Source organism: Novosphingobium sp. PhB57 (assembly GCF_004342985.1).
Lineage (GTDB): Bacteria > Pseudomonadota > Alphaproteobacteria > Sphingomonadales > Sphingomonadaceae > Novosphingobium.
This window is the reverse complement of the sequence record NZ_SMBO01000006.1, coordinates 279,767-298,474: the sequence shown is the minus strand read 5'-3', so window position 1 is coordinate 298,474 and position 18,708 is coordinate 279,767. Positions and strand designations below refer to the sequence as shown.

At 66.5% G+C, this 18,708-nt stretch carries 14 protein-coding genes; 2 read left to right on the top strand and 12 right to left on the bottom strand.

Translation table 11 applies throughout. From position 1 onward, the window contains the following. Positions 1 to 319 precede the first annotated feature (319 nt). Positions 320 to 1,363 (top strand): SDR family NAD(P)-dependent oxidoreductase, encoded by a 1,044-nt coding sequence (locus EDF58_RS18955; RefSeq protein ID WP_132268384.1) that lies wholly within the window; start codon positions 320 to 322, stop codon positions 1,361 to 1,363. Between the two features lie 94 nt (positions 1,364 to 1,457). Here EDF58_RS18955 and EDF58_RS18950 read toward each other — a convergent pair whose 3' ends face one another. The 9 genes from EDF58_RS18950 to EDF58_RS18910 all read right to left on the bottom strand — a co-directional run bounded on the left by EDF58_RS18950 (position 1,458) and on the right by EDF58_RS18910 (position 11,151). Continuing rightward, positions 1,458 to 2,495, bottom strand: coding sequence for an acyltransferase (locus EDF58_RS18950; RefSeq protein ID WP_132268382.1), 1,038 nt, complete (start codon positions 2,493 to 2,495; stop codon positions 1,458 to 1,460). Between the two features lie 18 nt (positions 2,496 to 2,513). Continuing rightward, positions 2,514 to 3,905, bottom strand: a complete 1,392-nt coding sequence (locus tag EDF58_RS18945) for an O-antigen ligase domain-containing protein (protein WP_132268380.1) — start codon at positions 3,903 to 3,905, stop codon at positions 2,514 to 2,516. Next, entirely contained in the window at positions 3,902 to 5,356 is a 1,455-nt protein-coding gene (locus tag EDF58_RS18940) for a lipopolysaccharide biosynthesis protein (protein ID WP_132268378.1), read from the bottom strand. Before EDF58_RS18940 ends, EDF58_RS18945 begins: the two co-directional genes overlap by 4 nt. Continuing rightward, positions 5,353 to 5,823 (bottom strand): hypothetical protein, encoded by a 471-nt coding sequence (locus tag EDF58_RS18935; protein WP_132268377.1) that lies wholly within the window; start codon positions 5,821 to 5,823, stop codon positions 5,353 to 5,355. The genes EDF58_RS18940 and EDF58_RS18935 overlap by 4 nt, the downstream gene beginning before the upstream one ends. After that, positions 5,820 to 6,383, bottom strand: a complete 564-nt coding sequence (locus tag EDF58_RS18930) for a DapH/DapD/GlmU-related protein (protein ID WP_165921482.1) — start codon at positions 6,381 to 6,383, stop codon at positions 5,820 to 5,822. Before EDF58_RS18930 ends, EDF58_RS18935 begins: the two co-directional genes overlap by 4 nt. Before the next feature lie 7 nt (positions 6,384 to 6,390). After that, positions 6,391 to 7,638, bottom strand: a complete 1,248-nt coding sequence (locus EDF58_RS18925; RefSeq protein WP_165921481.1) for a glycosyltransferase family 4 protein — start codon at positions 7,636 to 7,638, stop codon at positions 6,391 to 6,393. Positions 7,639 to 7,685: 47 nt separating this feature from the next. Continuing rightward, positions 7,686 to 9,101, bottom strand: coding sequence for a hypothetical protein (locus EDF58_RS18920; protein ID WP_132268371.1), 1,416 nt, complete (start codon positions 9,099 to 9,101; stop codon positions 7,686 to 7,688). Continuing rightward, a complete protein-coding gene (locus tag EDF58_RS18915) occupies positions 9,098 to 10,249 on the bottom strand; it encodes a glycosyltransferase family 4 protein (protein ID WP_165921480.1) in 1,152 nt (383 codons plus the stop codon). The genes EDF58_RS18920 and EDF58_RS18915 overlap by 4 nt, the downstream gene beginning before the upstream one ends. A gap of 269 nt (positions 10,250 to 10,518) precedes the next feature. After that, positions 10,519 to 11,151 carry a polysaccharide biosynthesis/export family protein gene (locus tag EDF58_RS18910; protein WP_132268367.1) on the bottom strand — a complete coding sequence of 211 codons (633 nt, stop codon included), beginning with the start codon at positions 11,149 to 11,151 and terminating at the stop codon, positions 10,519 to 10,521. A 633-nt stretch (positions 11,152 to 11,784) separates the two neighbouring features. On the opposite strand from EDF58_RS18910, the gene galE reads away from it, so the two are divergent. After that, positions 11,785 to 12,789 (top strand): UDP-glucose 4-epimerase GalE, encoded by a 1,005-nt coding sequence (gene galE, locus EDF58_RS18905; protein WP_132268365.1) that lies wholly within the window; start codon positions 11,785 to 11,787, stop codon positions 12,787 to 12,789. Positions 12,790 to 12,962: 173 nt separating this feature from the next. Here the strand turns inward: galE and EDF58_RS18900 are convergent, their stop codons facing one another. From EDF58_RS18900 to EDF58_RS18890, 3 genes are all read right to left on the bottom strand, one after another. Next, positions 12,963 to 16,139 carry an autotransporter outer membrane beta-barrel domain-containing protein gene (locus EDF58_RS18900; RefSeq protein WP_132268364.1) on the bottom strand — a complete coding sequence of 1,059 codons (3,177 nt, stop codon included), beginning with the start codon at positions 16,137 to 16,139 and terminating at the stop codon, positions 12,963 to 12,965. 158 nt (positions 16,140 to 16,297) lie between these two features. Continuing rightward, the gene (locus EDF58_RS18895; RefSeq protein ID WP_132268362.1) at positions 16,298 to 17,272 is read right to left on the bottom strand and encodes an intradiol ring-cleavage dioxygenase; all 975 of its coding nucleotides are present in this window, start codon (positions 17,270 to 17,272) and stop codon (positions 16,298 to 16,300) included. Between the two features lie 154 nt (positions 17,273 to 17,426). After that, on the bottom strand, positions 17,427 to 18,221 hold the full coding sequence (locus EDF58_RS18890; RefSeq protein WP_132268752.1) for a response regulator: 795 nt from the start codon (positions 18,219 to 18,221) through the stop codon (positions 17,427 to 17,429). Positions 18,222 to 18,708: the final 487 nt, after the last annotated feature.

Below are 18,708 nucleotides of genomic sequence, written 5' to 3'. Positions count from 1 at the left end.
TTTACCAATTTCCGGTACCGATGCGGGACACGAGGCCCCCGGTGCAGGGCAACCTCGGCTTCTGAATGGCGCATCGACTGCGCGCTTTGCCGCGCTGCAAAATCGATTGTCGTTCCGCGCCCACCTCCTGCAATCGAATTTGTAGGATGGGATCGCCGAACGCGCCTCGTTGCCCAAATCCGCTCGACTGAGAACAACCGCTCGTAAAACTGTCGGCCACCCGTTCCCTCAGTCGGACGCCTGCCCTTTCGGGCGACTTGCCAAGTGCGTCTCGGGCCTTCAGAAAGTACGGACATCTCCACAAAATCTGGACTTTAGCATGACTGATGACGTCGTCGGCAAGGCTGCCCCCCGTACGGCTTTGATTACGGGTGCCGCGGGTTTTATTGGGTACTACCTTTGCCGCAGACTGCTGGATGACGGTTTCCGGGTGATCGGCCTGGACAGCCTGAACGATTATTACGAAGTCGCGCTGAAGGAGCGGCGGGTGGCGATGCTCAGCCAGTCCGAGCATTTCCACTTCATCAAGGGCAAGCTCGAAGACCCCGAGCGGCTGATGCAGATCTTCGCCGATGAACGGCCCGAGATCGTCGTCAATCTCGCGGCCCAGGCCGGCGTGCGCTATTCGATCGACAATCCGCGCGCCTATGTGGAGGCGAACCTGATCGGCGTGTTCGAGATGCTGGAAGCCGCGCGGGCCTATCCGCCGCAGCACATGCTGATGGCATCGACCTCCTCGGTCTACGGCGCCAATACCGAGATGCCTTATGCGGAGACTCACAAGGTAGATACGCAGATGTCGTTCTACGCGGCGACGAAGAAGGCCAATGAAGCGATGGCGCATTCCTATGCGCATCTCTACGATCTGCCGATCACGATGTTCCGCTTCTTCACGGTCTACGGGCCGTGGGGCCGCCCGGACATGGCGCTGTTCAAGTTCACCAAGAACATCCTCGCCGGCAAGCCGATCGACGTCTACAACCATGGCGACATGAAGCGGGACTTCACGTATGTCGAAGATCTCGTCCAGGGCATCCGTCTCCTCATCGACAGCGCGCCGGTACGCCCGGAAAGCGCAGAGGACATCGCCGGGCACGACAGTCTTTCGCCGGTCGCGCCCTGGCGTGCCGTGAACATCGGCAATTCGGATTCGGTGCAGCTCATGGACTTCGTGCGCGCCATCGAAACGGCGACGGGCGTGAAGGCCGAGATCAACATGATGCCGATGCAGCCGGGCGACGTGCCCGCAACCTGGGCCGACGCCTCGCTGCTGCAGGAATTGACGGGCTACCGCCCCACCACTTCGGTTACCGAAGGCGTGGCGAAGTTCGTGGATTGGTACCGGGACTACTACCAGGTCTGAGCGGCCGATCCTTGCAGGAAACGGGGGCTGCGTCACTGACGCGGCCCCTTTTTTCATGGCCGCCTTTGCCGAAACCGGGCCTGCTCGTCCGGTATCAGGCCCCGCTGCCAACGGAAGGGCCATCGGCGAACTCGGGCCGGGCAGACGCTTGGACGCAAGGTTCTTCCCGGCCCCGGCGTTTTCGCAGCGGCTCGAAGCCCAGCACGCCGGCTAGGCCGCAGCGGCGCGACAGGTCGAACAGGACCAGCGGCAGCAGCACGCCCGCCGCCGTCGATACCAGCACGACCAGGGCGACGTTGCCGAGCCCCAGCCGCGTCAGCACCACGCGCATGCCGGCAGCGAAGATGATGTGCGTGAGGTAGATCGGCATGGTGCGCTCGCCGAGCTTCCGGGCGCCCAGCTTGTCCAGCAGCGCCCCGCCGTTCAGGCAGAGGCCGAGGAAAGCGGCGCAGGCCGCGCCGCCGCACAGATAGGCGGGCACCGTGTTGAAGGGCGAGACGGCGAGCATGAAGGCCGCCGCCTCGGCCGCGAGGAAGGCTGCGAGGCAGGGCACGAGCGGCAGGCCCCTCTCCAGCCAGCGCGTGCCCGCCAGCAGGCCCACGAAGAAGAAGGGGGCGTGCTGGAGGATCTGCCCGGTCAGGCCCTGCGGCTGCAGCACCACGACGGCGGCCAGGCAGGCCGCCGCGATCGCGGCCGCCGCGGCTCTTCCCCGCAGCACCATGGCCACCGCCTGGAACAGGAACAGCGCGAGCAGGAACCAGAACACGCTCTTGGGCGGGAACGGATAAGTCAGCACTTCGAAGGGCGAGATGCGCCCCTTGTTGCCCGCTCCGGTGACCAGATGGACGCAGCCTTCCACCCAGGCCCAGAGGCACATCGGCCAGAGCAGGTTGATCGAGATCCGCGACAGCCCGTTCCGCAGCGCGCCTCCGCCCAGCCTCTCCGGCGCCTTGAACAGCATGCCGGAAATCAGGAAGAACACCGGCATGTGGAACAAGTAGACGGCGCGGTCGATGGTCTGGAACAGGTGTGGATCGACCAGACCCTGCCCGTCCAGTCCGCGCCAGACATGGCCGAACACGACGAAGAGGATGGCGACGCCGCGTGCGGCGTCCAGGCCCTTAATGCGCATGGGGTCCTCGGTGCATGGTCATGACGTTCCCGGCGTCCAGCCCCCCCGCGCCCAGTGGCGGGTTTCGGGGTCTCGGCGGGGGTTGCGGTAAGGGTTGGGAGCGGGGCGGGGCAGCGCGCGGATCGCTTTCTGAATCCGGCCGCGCGCGCCGCTCGCCAGCGCCGGATAGGCGCCGAGCGAGGCGGCAAGGCCGATCAGCACGAGCGGCGCCGCACCCTGGCAGTTGATCGTGGCCGAGAGGATGGCGATCACGAAGCCGATGTGCCGGTCCGGCCGCGGCACCCGTACCAGGCGGCGGATCAGTTCCACGCCCATCAGCACGCCGAACAAGCCGAACTGGTAGAAGATGTAGAGGAACAGATTGTCCACCGCGCTGAACGGCGAGACATAGACGCCCGTGTAGAACGCCGATGGCCCCACCGATCCGAAACCGTGGCCCAGCAGGGCCGTCGCCGGGCCGCCATCGACGATCATGTCCCAGATCCCCGGCCAGGTGACGTGAACGCGCACGACCATGCTGCTCATGCCCACCGATATCTCTCCCACGCCGTCGATGGCAAGGAACCAGAGCCCGGCCAGAGCCGGCAGGAAGAAGCAGACCGAAAGCAGGGCGCCCAGCGCCATGCGGCCCGGCCCAAGCCCCTGGAACCAGCGCCAGGGCCAGAAGTCGATCACCATGGCCACGGCCAGCGCGATCAGGTTGGTGCGCGAGGTCGTGACGTTGAGCGCCCAGAGCGTCGCCACGTAGATCAGCAGACGCACATGCCAGGTGCGGGCCTGCCGCAGCACGATCAGCGCCAGCAGCAGCAGGATGCTGGCCGAGGCACTGCTCGCCGCACCCAGCCCGGCGATGCGCTCCTGCCCGTGGATCCACCATTCGCGCCCGGCCTCGCGCTCGACGCCGAATTGCGAGACCGAGTAGCCGGTCCAGGGCATCGTCGCGCGGGTGTCTATCGCCACGCCGGCGATCCCCACCACCAACAGCGCCAGGCAGGCCCAGCGCCAGACTTTGGCGTTGAGATACGTGGGGGGCAGCATGAGCACCGCGATCAGCGGGCAGAGCAGTTTGAAGCCGGAGAACACGGCCACGGCATTCTGGTAGACCACGATGCCGACAGCCATCTGCACCGCAGTCGCCGCGAAAAGCCAGATCAGCGGCGTCGGCAGCCGCAGCGTCACGGCGGCCAGCAGCAGGCGTGCCAGCACCACCGCGATCACGGCAAGGTCGGGAATGAACCAGAGCGGCCCCAGGCCGAAGCGGTCGAAATAATAGCGCGCCGCGCCGCCGAAGACTTCGCGCGCCATGATGAGCAGCACCGCCGTGCCGGTCAGCGTGGTCAGCAGGGCGGCGAAGTTCTGGCTCCGCTTTCTTGCGGGGCGCGGGCCGTAAGGGAGCGCGCCGGCACTCATGCCGCGCTCCAGCCCTGGCTGTTGCGCATGATCCAGCCGTGCCCGCGCCAGACCACCAGGCAATAGAAGGCACCCGCCGCGCCGAGCAGGGCCAGGCAGGCGACCGGCTCGCTGAAGCCGCGCAGCGGCACCAGCGCAGCGCCGAGTGCCAGCGAGAGCACCACCACGAAGGCGGAGGCGCGCGTCAGCAGGGGTGTGCGAACATGGCGGCTCACCACCGCGTAGAACAGCGCGAAACTGCCGATCTGCGAGACCGCTATGCCGATCGCCATGCCGGTGAGGCCCGCCAGCTTCACCCCTATGATGCCGCTGGGAACCAGCAATGCCAGGTTGACCGCCGGCGAGATGATCAGCAGCCGCGTCTTCTTGACCAGTTGCAGCGCCACCGAGAGGTGGAACGTGGTCAGCGCCTTGAGGATGGCGGCGATCGCCACATAAGGCAGCAACATGGCCACGGTGTCGCGGAACGAGGGACCGACGAAGAGATGCGCCACCCCCGGCGAAAGCGCCGCCAACACGGCCGCGGCCGGCGCGCCGATCATCAGGTAGACGATGAAGTTCTCCGCCAGGATCTTCTCGCCCGCCTCGCGTCCCTCGTTCTCGAACGCGCGGACGATGGCCGGATAGGCCGAGAGGTTGACCGCCAGCATCAGGAAGATCACGGTCTTCTGCATGAGGTCCACGGAGACCGAATACTGGCCGACCGCCGCCTTCCCCAGCGTGGAGGAAACGATGTAGCGATCCGCCACGGCACTGGCATAGCCGAGCCCCGAACTGACGATCAGCGGCGCGCCGTAGCGCAGGATTTCCTTCAGGTCCGCCGCCCGCGCCTGCAGCGGCCGCAAATTGCGCCAGGCCGCGTCCGTGACGTTGGCAAGCACCGCGCAGCCGATCTGGGCGCCGAGAATGCCGATGGCCACGCCCAGCGCGCCCATGTCGAAGAACCAGACCAGCACCGCACCCACCGCCAGGGAGAGCGAGGAGCGCAGCGTCATCATCGTGAAGAAGCGCCAGCTGAGCAGGCGAAGGCGCGCGCCGACGGTGCTGATCGCAAAGAGCATTTCTGAAAAGAGCCAGAGCCACATCGCCGGCCACCAGTCGGGCGCGACACCCATGAAGTGGACCTGGAAGCCGCGCAGCGACAGCGCCACTGGAAGCAGCAGCAGGATCAGGCCCAGTCCGACGGTGGCAAGCGCATTGGCGATGTCCGGGTTGAGCTGATGCTCGGCCGCGGGGTCGTAGAGCAGGCGCGAGGCGGTAAGGCGCAGCCACTCGAAGATCGTGGCGTTGAGGAACAGCACCGTCGCCGAGACGAGCGCATAAGTGCCGAACTCGGCCGGGCTGAGCAGGTGAGTCCAGACGATCAGCGAGAGGAAGTTGAGTCCGCTCGATATGCCCAGTGCCGCGGTGGTGATCGCGCCCTTGGAGAGTTTCATGCGCCCGAGCTTCATACGGCCAGGAGGTCCTTGCGCTTCTGCGTGACGATCCGGGCCGGGGCGCCGACCGAGGTGGCGCCGTCCGGCACGTCCTGGAGGACCACGGAATTCGCGCCGATCCGCGCCTCGCGGCCGATGCGGACCGGGCCGACGACGACCGCGCCGGCGTAGATCACCGCACCCGGTCCCACGACCGGATAGCCTTCCTCCCGGCCCGACTGGCCGATGGTGACGTGCTGGTAGATCGTGGCGTTTTCGCCGATCTCGACATCGTGGCCCACCACGATGCCCACCGGATGCGGCAGGTTGATCCACCCCGCCGGGCGTGAGAGCGGGGAGATGTGGCAGGCATAGCGCCAGTGGATGTAGCGCCGGATCACCGTCGCCATGGCGCGCCCCATGCGTCCGCGCGGGTAGAGCCGGCACATGCGCCGCCAGAGCGAGACGAGGCCCGCGCCTTCCATGGCCCGCGCCCCGCTCATCGCCGAGCCTCCGTTTGCAGCGCCGCTTCATGGGCAAACGGACGCGGCGGCAGGATCCGCGCCGGTACGCCGACGGCGATGTGCCCCGCAGGAACCGATGTCTTGACCACGGCATTGGCGCCGATCACTGCGCCCGCGCCGATCTCGATGCCGCCGATCACCGTCGCGCCCGCGAAGATCGTGGCCCCGGCGCCGATGCGCGGGCAGCGCCCGGCGGCGCCGTCCTGGCCGATGGTGACGTGCTGGTAGATCGTCACCCCGTCTCCGATCACGGCATTGTCACCGATCACCACGCCCACTGGATGCGGCAGGTAGACGGCCTCGCCGACATGAGTGGTCGGCGCGATGTAGCAGCCATAGGCGCGGCGGATGTGCCCCCGGATCACCCGCGCAAGCACCCGCCCCGCCGGTCCCGAGGCCCAGAGCCCGCTCATGCGCTGCCAGGCGCGCAGGATGCCGCTGCTCGGGCTGAACCGTCCCACCGGCAGGCCGCGCGCCGGCAGAGTGCCAGGGGCGGCGTGGAGGTCGGCCGGGGCGAAAGTGCCGTCGGTCACAGCCATTTCGCGCTCAGGCCGCATCGAACAGCCGGTCCAGATGGCTCTCGTAACGATCGATCACCGCACCCGATGTGAACACCGCACCCATGTCGAGCGCGCCGGCACTGTAGCGGGCATAGCTGTCGGCGGAGAGCGTGCGGAAATGCTGGATCTTATCGGCCAGCTCGCCGGCATCCTCGCCGTCGTAAAGCTCGCCGGTCTCGGCGGGAGTGACGACTTCCGGATTGCCGCCCACGCGTGAGGCGACGACCGGCAGCGCGAAGCCGTAAGCCTCGTAGATCACGCGGGGCAGCGGCTCGTTGTAGACCGAGGGACAGACCACCACGTCGACCGCGCCATAGAAGTCTTCCGCGGCCTGCCAGCCGAGGAACTGCACGCGCGGATCGCCCGCAGCCTGCGCCTTCAGCCCGGCCACATATTCGGGCTCCCCGTCACCGGCGATCACCAGCGACCACGGCCGGCCGCCCTGCGGCAGGCGGCGCACGGCCTCGATCAGCTTCTCCACGCCCTTGGTGGGAGCGAGCCGGCCGATATAGCCGAAGACCATCGGCGCGCCGTCGGCCAGCTGTTTCGCCTCGGGCACCAGCGGGCGGTCGTTGACGTTCCACTGCACCGCACAGGGCTTGTCTTCCCCGAAGGCGCCGTGGCGGCGGTGGGTATCCGCCACGAAGGCGCTGTTGGACAGGAACATGTCGACATTGCGGGTCTGGCGGCGGTTGACCCCCCGCACCACCTTGCAGCCCGAACAGAGCGACGTGCAGTTCTCGCCCGCGCGGTACATGCCCGAGCGGCTGCAGATCAGATAGTAGTCGCGCATGGTGTGGATCAGCCGCGCACCGCTGCGCTTGGCCTCGCGCAGGATCGCGGTGGAGAAGCCGTCGATGATGCTGGTGTTGACCACGTCGGGGCGGATGATGTCCAGCATCTGGCGCACGTCCCGCGCGGCGCGGAAGTTCCAGAGGTCCAGCGCGTGCCACACCGCCTTCATCGCCGGGGAGCGGCGGCGCTTGTCGTAAGGCCAGTAGATGTTGCGGATCGGCAGGACGTGCAGCGTCGGCTTGCCCGGCCCGGTCACTCCGGCCTCCATGCCGGCGCGCAAGGTGGCGGCTTCCTCCCCGCGCGGGGCCAGGCGCAGGATGTGCACGTCGTGCCCCCGCTCGACCAGGCCCTCGGCCAGGGTCTGCACGGACTTGGCGCCGCCGCCGACCTGGTCGGGCCGGTAGGAGCGGATGATGAAGAGAATTCGTCGGGACGTCATGGACGTACTGTCTCCGTTGCGGCCAGTCATGTTCATATCGCTCGCGCTCATGTGCGTTCGGGGCAGTTCAGGGTGGGTTGCGCGCCGGTCTTTTCCGGCACGAGCCGCAAGTAGACGGGCGCATTGCCAAGCTTCTGCTCGCCGCCTTCGAGGGGCTTTCCGGTCATGTCGGCCAGGCCGGAGACCTTCCAGCCGGTCGGCGCGATCTTGCCGGGCTCCAGCCGCGCCACGCCGGTCTTAGCCCAGACCAGCGCCTTCACGCTGCTGCCGCCGGCTTGCGGGTCGGCCGCGAAGATCGCACCTTCCACGCCGGCACGCTGGACCGGGCAGGCATAGCGCAGGGTACCGACCTGCCGGAGCATGGTCTGCAGCGCCAGGAACGCCGGCTTGGGCGAACCGTCGGGCAGGAGCAGGCCGAAATGATGTTGGTCGTTGGACGGATCGGTGCCGGCGTCCTTCCAGGAATACCAGATGTTGGGCGCTACGCCCGCCGCCAGCGCCGAAACCAGCGTGCGGACCAGGTAGCGCGCCTGGGCCTGATCGTCGACGCGGCCGACGACGGGGCGGCCCCATTCGGAATTGGCGATCCGGGGCGTTTTCACCTGCCCCCCCGCGGCGATGCGGTGCCACAGTCCGTCCCACAATGCGCCATCGCGCGCGGCATCGCCGGTCATCTGATAGGGATGGACGCTGATCCGGTCGAAGCAGGTGATGGCCTTGGACCCTGCCAGCGCCGTCAGGAACGGACCGTCCACCCACTTGGAGGCGGCGGGACCGTAGACTTCGGCCCGGCCCGCCGAATGGATGGCCTGGCAGGCCGCCAGTGCCATGCGGCCATAAGCGGCGGCATCGGGCTTGGGCGGCCAGAAGCGCGGGTGATCGGGCTCGTTCCAGACTTCCCAGATCGGGTCGTAGGCCGCGAAGGCCTTGGCGGCGGCGGCGGCCCACTTGCTATAGGCCGCGATCTGGTCTGGCGCGACCGGCGGCGAAGTGCGCCGCTCGTCGCGGCCACGCCACTGGATCCTGGTGAAAGGCGTATGGACCGGGTTGCCGTAGTCCAGGATGAACAGCGGGCGCATGCCGCGCGCATGAACTTCGCGCGCAAACTCCAGGTAGGGGCCGAAGTCGTAGACGCCCGGCTTGCGCTCGGTGCGGGCCCAGCTGAAATCGCTGCGCACGAAATGGAGCCCCAGCCCGGAAACGCGGTCGAGATCGGCGGGGGTCAGGTCGTTGCCGGCAATGCCCACCACTTGCGCCACGGGCGCGGAGACGTGCCGGTCGGACCGGACGGTGCCGGGCTGCAGCAACAAAGCCGCTGCCAGCAGCGCCCCCGGGCAAAGCAGGAGCGCGGCGCCGAACAGACCGGTGCGCAGGCGGGCGCGCCGCGCACGGCGGCGTCCCGCACCAAGTGCGCGCCCCAGCCCTTCTCCGGGCCGGTTCGGGCCCTGGCCCCAGCGGATCACCGGCCGAGCACCGTCGAATAGACCTGGTTCACCTGCCGGTGCATGCGCTCCATGCCGAACCGTTCCGCCACCGTTCGCGCGGCGGATTTCTGCAATTCGACGAGCATGGGACCGAGGCTGGAGATCTCCTCCATGGCCGCGCAGAAGGCTTCCGCATCGCCGGCCAGCCAGCCGTTCTCGCGGTGATCGATCATTTCGACGATGCCGCCGGCCGGATAGCCGACCACGGGCAGCCCCATCGACATCGCCTCCATCACCGAACGCGGCAGCGGATCGGGCGTCTCGGAAGGCACGAGCACGGCATCGAGGCCGTTGTAGATCGCCGCCAGCCCTTCGAAGCGGCCTTCGAAGCGGACCGAATCGGCGAGGCCCAGGGCTTCGGCCTGGCGCTTCAGGCTTTCGAGGTAGGGACGATCTTCCGCTTCCGCTTCACCGCGCACCAGCAGGGTGATGTCGATCCCGCGGCGACGGGCGGCGCCCAGCCAGTCGATGGCGACGTGGTGCCCCTTGAAGGGATGGATGCGCCCGCAGATGCCCACGACCAGCGGGGCATGGGCGCGCGGCGCCTGGAGCGCGGCGGCAGACGGAGCCTGGACGGACTGGAGCGGTTGGGCTGCCCCGTCCTGCTTCACGCCGTTGAACACCACCGAGACATTGCCCGGCAGCATCTCGCCCGGCCAGCAGGCGCGGCTGACGAGCACGGTATGGTCGGAACTGCGGGCGAGCCCCTTCCAGATCAGGCGCTCCGAACCGCGCACGGCGATGTCGCGAACGTGGAACACGCAGGCTTCTCCGCCCAGCTTGCGCGCCAGGCCGGCAATGCAGTGGGCCTTCAGCCCGTTGCTATGGACGATGTCGGCACCGTGGCGCTTCGTCACGGCCATGAGCTTGCGCGCGGCGCCGAACCAGTCCCCGAAGGCCGCACCCACGCTGGAGGGGCGCACCGGGCGGCGGATCGCGGCGACCTGGCCGAAATCGACGACTTCCACGGGGATGCCCCGGCTCGCCGCTTGCTCGGACACCGGCCCTTCGGCAGGCACCACTAGCAGCGGGTCGACATGCGGGTTCGCCATCAGGTCGAACAGCGATCGCTCCGCTCCTCCTTTAAAAAAGGAGACGGGGGACAAGAAGGCCACGCGATAATTCATAGGATCGGTCCCGCCGCTTTCAGGATTCAACATAGCTTATCCTTTCACTGGGCGTTGTGTTCGCAGTACCGGAGGCACTGAATTCAGGTCGGAGCGACCTTCCAGCCCGACAAGCCGCAGCCGCGGCCCGGCCTGTCTGGCTCGCACCGGCGCAATGGTCGCTGCGAGGATGGCAGGAGAATCGCATTCAAAAGGCTCTGCGAGGGCCGTCGGACCGGCCCTGCGCTCGAAGTCACTGTCCTTGGCGCCACGGCCCGCTGCCCGAACGGTCAGCGGGCGAAGACTGCGAAGGCATTGAATATCGGCGCGGTTCTCAGGAAGTCCTGCCAAAGCCCCTTAATTTTCGAGAAACCAACCACCACCACATCGCCGTCCATGACGATCGGATCGGGGCTGACGCCGCCGCGAATGTCCTTCAGGTCGAAGCGCGCGGCCATGCGCTGTCCGTTGATCGTGCGGAAGATCACCACCTGGTCCAGCTTGGCGGTGACCAGCGGGCTCTGCGCCCGCGCCAGCGCGCCCAGGAGGGTGGTATTGCTGGTCAGTTCATAGACGCCGGGAACCTTCACTTCGCCTTCCACCGATACGAAGCGCGGCGCGGCTTCGTCTACCGAGATGGCGACTTGCGGGTTTTTCAGATACTTGCGCCCAAGCACGGCCGTCACGTCGCTCGACACTTCGGGCGCGCTGCGGCCGGCGGCCTTGATCTGCCCGGCCAGGGGAAGCTGGATGAAGCCCGCCTCGTCCACGCGCGCCTTCTCCACGGAGAGATCGGGCTCTCCGAAGACCCGCACCTGAAGGACGTCCTTCGGCGAGATCGCATAGACAGTGGGCGCCGGAACCGTGGCGGGAATCGTCTGATAGGCAGCTTCGCCGACCGGAACATCCGGGTTCGACGTCATGGTGGAGGTACATCCTGTCAGGATGGTACCTGAAAATAGGACAGCGAGCCCAACAAGAAGCGTCTTTGTGCAGCGCACTTACGGTTTTCTCCATAAGGCTTAAGTCAATGCCCCCGATGGGGTGACCGGGTGCCTATTCGGGTAATCAGGAGCGCATTGGGGTGCAAGTGCCTGGGAGGCGCTCGAAAACGGCAAAGCCCACTCCTAAAACGGCACGTCGCAAATCTCTTCCGCAAGTGCGAAATCAAACGGCCGGCAGACCTGCGTTCGAACCGATCCGGCAGCGAATCCGGGATAACTATGCAATGGATAGCAATCGGCATGACAGATGTCGGAATCGCCCTGAACTGCACTTTATAGTGCGTGTTCAGTTCAGGTACAGTATTCGCCGGGACCTGCAGACTGCTCCGGATTGGTTACCGGAGGTGCAAGGATGGTGCGGCTTTGGACGCAGTTGGCTTTGACGCACCGCAGCGCAGCGCATAATCCTGGGGTCGTCCTTGAACCCGGTTCGCGCGCGCTGCTTTCATGCCCACTTGCGCAGCGCGAATGGGCCGTTCAACAAAGCCGCCGTAGCAACCCGTTCCAATCGATTTCTCCATCCCACTTCCTGCCGACCATCAGAGCGAGACCATGACCTCCAAGATCCCCGTTCTTGTCACCGGCGGCGCCGGCTATATCGGCAGCCACGCCGTTCTCGCCCTCAAGGACGCCGGTTGGCCGGTGGTCGTGATCGACAACCTCACCACGGGCTTTCGCTTCGCCCTGCCGGAAGGCGTCCCGCTCTACGAAGGCGACATCGAGGATGCCGCACTGCTCGCCCGGATCTTCCGGGAAGAGGGTATCCAGGCGGTGATGCACTTCGCCGGCTCGATCATCGTGCCGGAATCGGTCGAGAACCCGCTGAAGTACTACCACAACAACACCGCCAAGAGCCGCGCCCTGATCGACGCGGCGGTGAAGGCGGGCGTGCCGCACTTCATCTTCAGCTCCACGGCCGCCACTTACGGCATCCCGGAAGTCTCCCCGGTCACCGAGGACAGCCCGAAGCTGCCGATCAACCCTTACGGCATGTCGAAGCTGATGACGGAGACCATGCTGGCCGACGTCTCCCGCGCGCATGACTTCAATTACTGCGCGCTGCGCTACTTCAATGTCGCCGGTGCCGATCCGCAGGCCCGCACCGGACAGTCTACGGCGGGTGCCACCCATCTCATCAAGGTCGCGGTGGAAGCGGCCTTGGGCAAGCGGGAGCATGTCGCCGTGTTCGGCACGGATTTCGACACGCCGGACGGCACCGGCGTGCGCGACTACATCCATGTCTCCGACCTCGCCAATGCGCACGTCCTCGCGCTCGAACAGCTGATCGCGGCGCCGGGAGAATCGCTGACGATGAACTGCGGTTACGGCCAGGGCTTCTCGGTGCTGGAAGTGCTCGACGCGGTCGACCGCGTCACCAACCGCACGATCGACCGCCGCATGCAGGGCCGGCGCGCGGGCGATCCCGATTCGCTCATCTCGGACAACCGTCGGATCAAGGCCACCCTGCCCTGGCAGCCGAAATATGCCGACCTGGGCACGATCGTCGAACACGCACTCGCCTGGGAGCGCCGCCTGACCGAGCTGCGCGGAGCGTAGAGCCGCCGGCAGAACGGCGTCGTCCCGGAGCAAGTCCGGGACGACGTGCGGCCGAGGATCCACGATCCCCGGCCTTAAGCGCGTCGCTGCGCGTTAGAACGCTACGCATCGGCCTTTAACGCGTCGCTACGCGTTAAAACGCTACGCACCGGCCTTTAGCGGGTCGCTGCGCCTTAAAACGCTACGCTTAGTGAAGCGCGGGCGGAGAGATCGGTGGCGTCCTGGGTCCGTTCGGCGCGGGCGGACAGCTTCCAGGTGAAGTCGTAACCACCGGCCAGCATCGAGACTTCGCTGACCCAGGCACCCTTCAGGCTTTCGGGCGTGATGGTGAAGGCCTCCCCGGCGTCGTACGTGTCTCCGCCGTTGAAATAGGCCGTGGTGCTGCCGAGCTTGCCCGACACCACTTCGCGGCGACCGCCTTCGAACTGGAACGTCAGCGGGCGCCAGTCGGGCGAAATGGTCCCGAGCGAATAGGACGCCGTCACTGTCGGCGTCACCGTGGTCATCTTGCTGGTGCGGTCTGCCACGGTCAGCGCCACCGCATCGCTGTCGGCCGTTTCGCTGTAGCCGTTCTCCTTCAGCCAGAACTGCTCCAGCTCCAGCTTGGGCTTGAGGTTGAAGCGGCGCGACATCTGGAAGCGATAGGACGCACCGGCCAGGCCCGAGATCAGCCAGCCGTTCCACTTGCCATCGGCGGAATACGTGAAGTCGGTATCGTCGATGGTGCCGGTGAAGGTGCGGGTGGAATCCACCGAGATCTTCGAGGCCCCGATGCGCGCCCAGGCCATGAACGGCCCCTTCCCGGTGCGCCAGAACAGGCCGAAGTCGTGCTGGCCCACGCCGAGATCGCCCGTGCCGCCATTATCCTTCACCGTGCCGTGGAGCCAGGCATAGGAAACGCCGAAGTAGCCCAGGTTCGTCCGGCGCTCGGCACCGGCGGAGAGGCCCCAGCCGCTCGCCTTGTAGCCCGCTGTCGAACCGGCATCCTTGGCGGTGCGCCAGTAGACGGGTTCGAACCAGCCGCCGACATCGGAGATCGTGAAGAGCGAGGTTTCGTCCGAAAGGTGGCGCGAAGCCATGCGGTCGCCGTGAGTCACGGCATCGAAGACGCCGCCCGAATGGTCGGGCAGAAGCCCGGCGACCTGGCTCTGGAGCGTGGCCGAATCCTCGACCTGGAGCAGGCTGGAGGTCAGGCTGTCGTCGTTCTGGGCAGTGGCGTAGATCGCATCCCAGGCCGAAGCCTCGCTGCGGGTGAGGCCCAGTTCGTCGGTCGTCTTGCGCGCGATGGTGAGATAGATGCTGTTCGCGTCGGTCGTGACATCGCCGTTGTAGATGAAGGGCAGGTCGGTGTCGGTCGAATTGAGCGTGCCCTGCACGTCGAGGCTGCTGGCGGTGAGCACCGTGTAGGTCCCTTCCGCATCGCCAAGATCGGTGACTGTCGCCGTGATCTTGGCCCCGTCCTCCAGCGTGGCATTGGCCACGGTGTAAAGCGAACTGCTGCCTTCCGAAGTGTCGATATAGACACCCAGCGAGCCGCCCGATTTCACGATCAGGCTGCCGAAGCCGATGGTGTCCGAATCGCTGGCGGTCAGCTTTGCCCCGCTGCCCACGGTGACCGTCAGGTTGTCGGCATTGCTGAAGTTGCCCGAATAGACCGCGCTGTCGGACAAAGTGAGGGTGCCGCTCTCACCGTCGAAATCCATCGTGCCGACGAAGCTGGAGGTTCCGGCCATGGTGGCCGTGCCGGTGCCGCTGCCGAAATAGACGTCGCCGGTGTAGACCGTGTTGCCGGACAGGTTCAGCGTATCGTCGCCATCGCCGAAAGTGGTGTTGCCGGTGATCGTGCCTGACGAGGCATTGATGGTGTCATCGCCCGATCCCAGCAGGATATTGCCGGTGATCGCGGTGTAGATGGTGGGATCGGTGTCCGTATCGTTGTCGTCCAGGTAGTCGGCGCTGGTCTCGATATCGGCGGCGTTGAGGTACTGGTTGATCGTGACGCCGGTGGTGTTGGCGGAGAGGTCGATCGCGGTGCGGGTGTCGGTGCTCGATCCGCTGGCCGCGATGAAGCCGGTGTTGTCGATCGTGGTCAGGGTGCCCGAGAGATCCCGGATCGCCGTTGTGGAGCCTTCGCCCTGCGAAGTGATGGAGGCCGTGATCGAGCCGCTGTTATAGAGGCTGGTCACTGTACTCCCGGCATTGATGAGCAGCGCCGTCGCGGCCGAATCGTAAGTCGTGGCGTTCAGCGAGCCGGTCACCCCGATCCCGTCGGTCAGCGTGACGTTGCCGCCCTGCCCGCCGATCACCAGGCCATAGGCATCGGTATTGCTGTAATAGGCGTTGGCGCTGACCGAGCCGTCGATGGCAATCGAGTACGTGCCGGAATTGCTCGACACGCCGCCCACGGTGATGTCGCTGGTGCCGCCGACCTGGATCGCCGGGCCGTTGCCGTAGGCGATGACCGCTCCGGTGCCTTCATCGTCATCGTCGACACCGTCGCCGTCCTCGTCATCGTTCGAACTGTCGTTGTCGACCGGGGGCGCCGCCACGTAGATGCCGCCAGCGACATTGCCGGTGATCTCCACCGCCGCCGCGCCCGAGCGGAGGGCGGCACGCGAAAGCACGATCGTGTCGCTGTCGTCGTCCGTGTAGGAGGCGCGCTGCGAGACGGTGCCCTGGATGGTCACGGTGCCGCTGACGTCGCCGTCCACCACCAGGGCCTGGGCGCCCGCGCCGGTGGCGTAGACAGTGCCTTCCACCGTCACGTCCCCGTCCACGCTCCTGGTGGAGATGCCGACCGAGTTGTCGCCGATCACGTTGATGGTGCCGGTATTAGTCACGCTGCCGACATAGTCCGAATCGACGACGATGCCGCCGGAGTTCAGGCCCTCCACCTTGATCGTGCCTTCGTTGAGGATCGATCCGCTGGTGGTGGCGCCGGACAGGACGTGGATGCCGTAGCGATTGCTGGCCGAAGCGATCGAGCCATCGGCAATGCCGTTCGAATCGGTGTCCGCCGGCACGAAGTCCTCGGTGACGGTGAGGGTGGCATCCTCGCCCACGGTGATCGTCGCGGTGGTGCCGGCATTGACGGTGATGCCGCTGGCGCCGTCGGCATCGTCGAGAACCAGAGCGCCTTCGAGATCGACGGCATTGTTGCTGTCCACCGTGATCGCGCTGCCGCTGGGCAGGGTGATGGTGCCGTCCTCGGTCACGGTCACGTCACCCGCGCTGGAGGTGACGAGCGCCTTGGTGGTGGAGGTGGAAACGGTCGTGGCGGCGAGCGAAGGCGCGGCGCAAAGTGCGAGAACGAGCGCGCCGATGCTGGAAGACGTGTGCAGCGAGGTCATGATGTTCGGATCTCTTCGTGAGCGTAAGGCTGCCGGCGCGGCGCAGGAACGATCCTGCGCCGCATCGCCATCGCCCTCAGGCAGGTTGTCGCTCGCCAGGCGGCGAGGATTCTCGATGAGCCGCCCCTTTCGGGGCGGCGATTACGATGGAGCGCCGGTCAGGTGGCGATGCCGATGAGCGCGGTGCCGGTATATCCGGCCGTGGCGCTGCCACTCAGCGTGGGGGTCATCTGGGCGATCTGTGCCGAACTGTTGTCGCCGAACACATTGTCCGAAGAGATCGAGATCGCGTTGTAGTTGGCGATGCTGGCGGTGTAGCGCGTGTCGCCGGTGAAGACCGCGGTGTTGGTGGCCGCCGGCATGGCCAGCTGCGAGATCAGGCTGGCCGTGCGGCCCGTGCTGGCCGAAGTCAGGCCGCCCGTGAAGATCTCGAAGTGGATATGCGGCCAGCGCCCGGAATAGCAGGCCGGATAGATCGTGGTGAAAGTCACCTTGCCCTCGGCATCGGTCACCTGCACGCCGCGCAAGTAGCTCTCCGTGGTGACCCCGCTGGAATAGAGCGAGTACTTGCCCGCGGCATCGCAGTGCCAGACGTAGATCGCCGCGCCCTCGATGGCGCCGCAGCCGTTGTTCACGTCCACCAGTTGCAAGGTCAGCTCCAGCTTGACCCCGTCTGCCGTGGTCGTGGAATTGATGAAGCTGGAGCGGATGTCCGAACGCACCACGCCGCTGACGGTCAGCACGTTGGAGGTCGAACCGCTCGCGCTGTTGGTGCCGTCCGCGGGGTAAGGCCCGTTGGTCTCGGTGGGATCGGCGATGCAGCTGCTGGAGGAGGTGCCGCCGGAGCTGGTGGAAGAAGTGCTGGTCGACGATGTGCTGGTCGAACTCGTGCTCGACGTGCTGGTGGAACTCGTCGTGGCGGTCGATCCGCTGCTGGTCGACGTGGAACCGTCGTCACCCCCGCAGGCGGTAACGGCAGTGAAGCCCCCCGCACTGGCCAGGATGGCCAGCGCGCGGCGCCGACCCATGATATTCTCACCGATCGTCTTCAGGTCGTGAAGCAGGCCGCCGTGATGCCCCTGGTCGCAGTCCAGGTCCCCGCCCGAATGGTGGTCTTGATGGTAGTCTTCCATTGCAATCTCCCCGCGTGTCGCAAGTCGCGCGACGGGGCCGGGAGACCGGCGTCGCGGATCAGGTCACGACGAGGATTGAAAGCCGGCGTTTGCGATCGGATTTCAGGTGCATTTCACCTCCATGGCGAAACGCCCTGCCGCAGCGGCCGGGCTGTCATGCAGGTGAAATGTCTCCGGACACGGAGGGCACGAAAAGATAGCCCTCGTTGCGCACGGTGCGGATGATGTCGCCGCCGCCCTCGCCTTCCGCCAGCTTGCGGCGCAGGCGCGAAAGCTGAACGTCGATGGCGCGGTCGTAGTGATCGCTGTCCTCCCCGCGCGACCAGTCGAGAAGCTGGTCACGGGTGAGCACGCGGCGCGGATGCTCGGCAAAGGCGCGGAGCAACCGGAATTCGCCATCCGAAAGCGAGATCAGGCGATTGGCCGGGTCGAACAGCAGGCGCAGGCCCACGTCCATGCGCCAGCCGGAGAAATAGAGACATTCGCCCGAATGGATGTCGTTGACCGGCCGCGGTTCCGGGGCGCCGGAACGGGCGGTGGCGGCCGCGACGACGCGGTCCACCGCGGCGCTGCCGCCAGCCCCGGCGCGCCGGCGCAGCACGGTGCGGATGCGGGCCAGCAGCTCGCGGGGATTGCAGGGCTTCGCCAGGTAGTCGTCGGCGCCCATTTCCAGCCCGACGATGCGGTCGACATCGCTGCCCACGGCGGAAAGCATGATGACCGGCGGCGCATCGGGGCCAAGCCCGCGCAGCGCCGTCAGCCCGTCCTCGCGCGGCATCATCACGTCCAGCACGATGAGATCGAAGTGCTCCCGCGCCAGATGCTCGCGCATGGCGCTGGGGTCGGCGGCCGTCTCGGTGGCGTAACCGTGTTTTCCCAGGAACTCGCTGATGAGCGAGCGGATGCCGTCATCGTCGTCGACGATGAGGATGCGGGTTTCGAGGTCCATCGGGGCACGTTCTAGGATCATTGTGCGCCGATAGGAACCCCGTGTTCCACGCGGATTTCAGCGGCGATACAGCTTGCGACAGCCCGGTAACGCCATTGCAATCTGCGTGAAATCCGCAGGCAAACTCGAACCGCAAAATCCAGCGACATGAACATTCGAGTTCGTCAGGTTCCGTCCTGGATGGACTGCAGCGCGTCTTCGGCGACATCCCCCGTTGCCTTCGCGGCGATGCTGCATTCCTCCGGAACGGCCGGAACCGCCGCCCGGTTAGCCACCGCCAAGGCGCCGGACGGCGCCGGGTCCGTCGCAGCGACAGGTCACGTAGTCGCACCCGCCCTGTCCTGCGACGGCCCCGGAATTATATCGCTCCGAGGATGGCCGGAAACCCTACCCGATAGTGACACAAATCGGTGGTACCCGGCGCTTCGTGCCAGCGGCTCCAGCCGGGCTGGCCAACAGAGAGATTGCCCTCCGGCACGATCGCCGG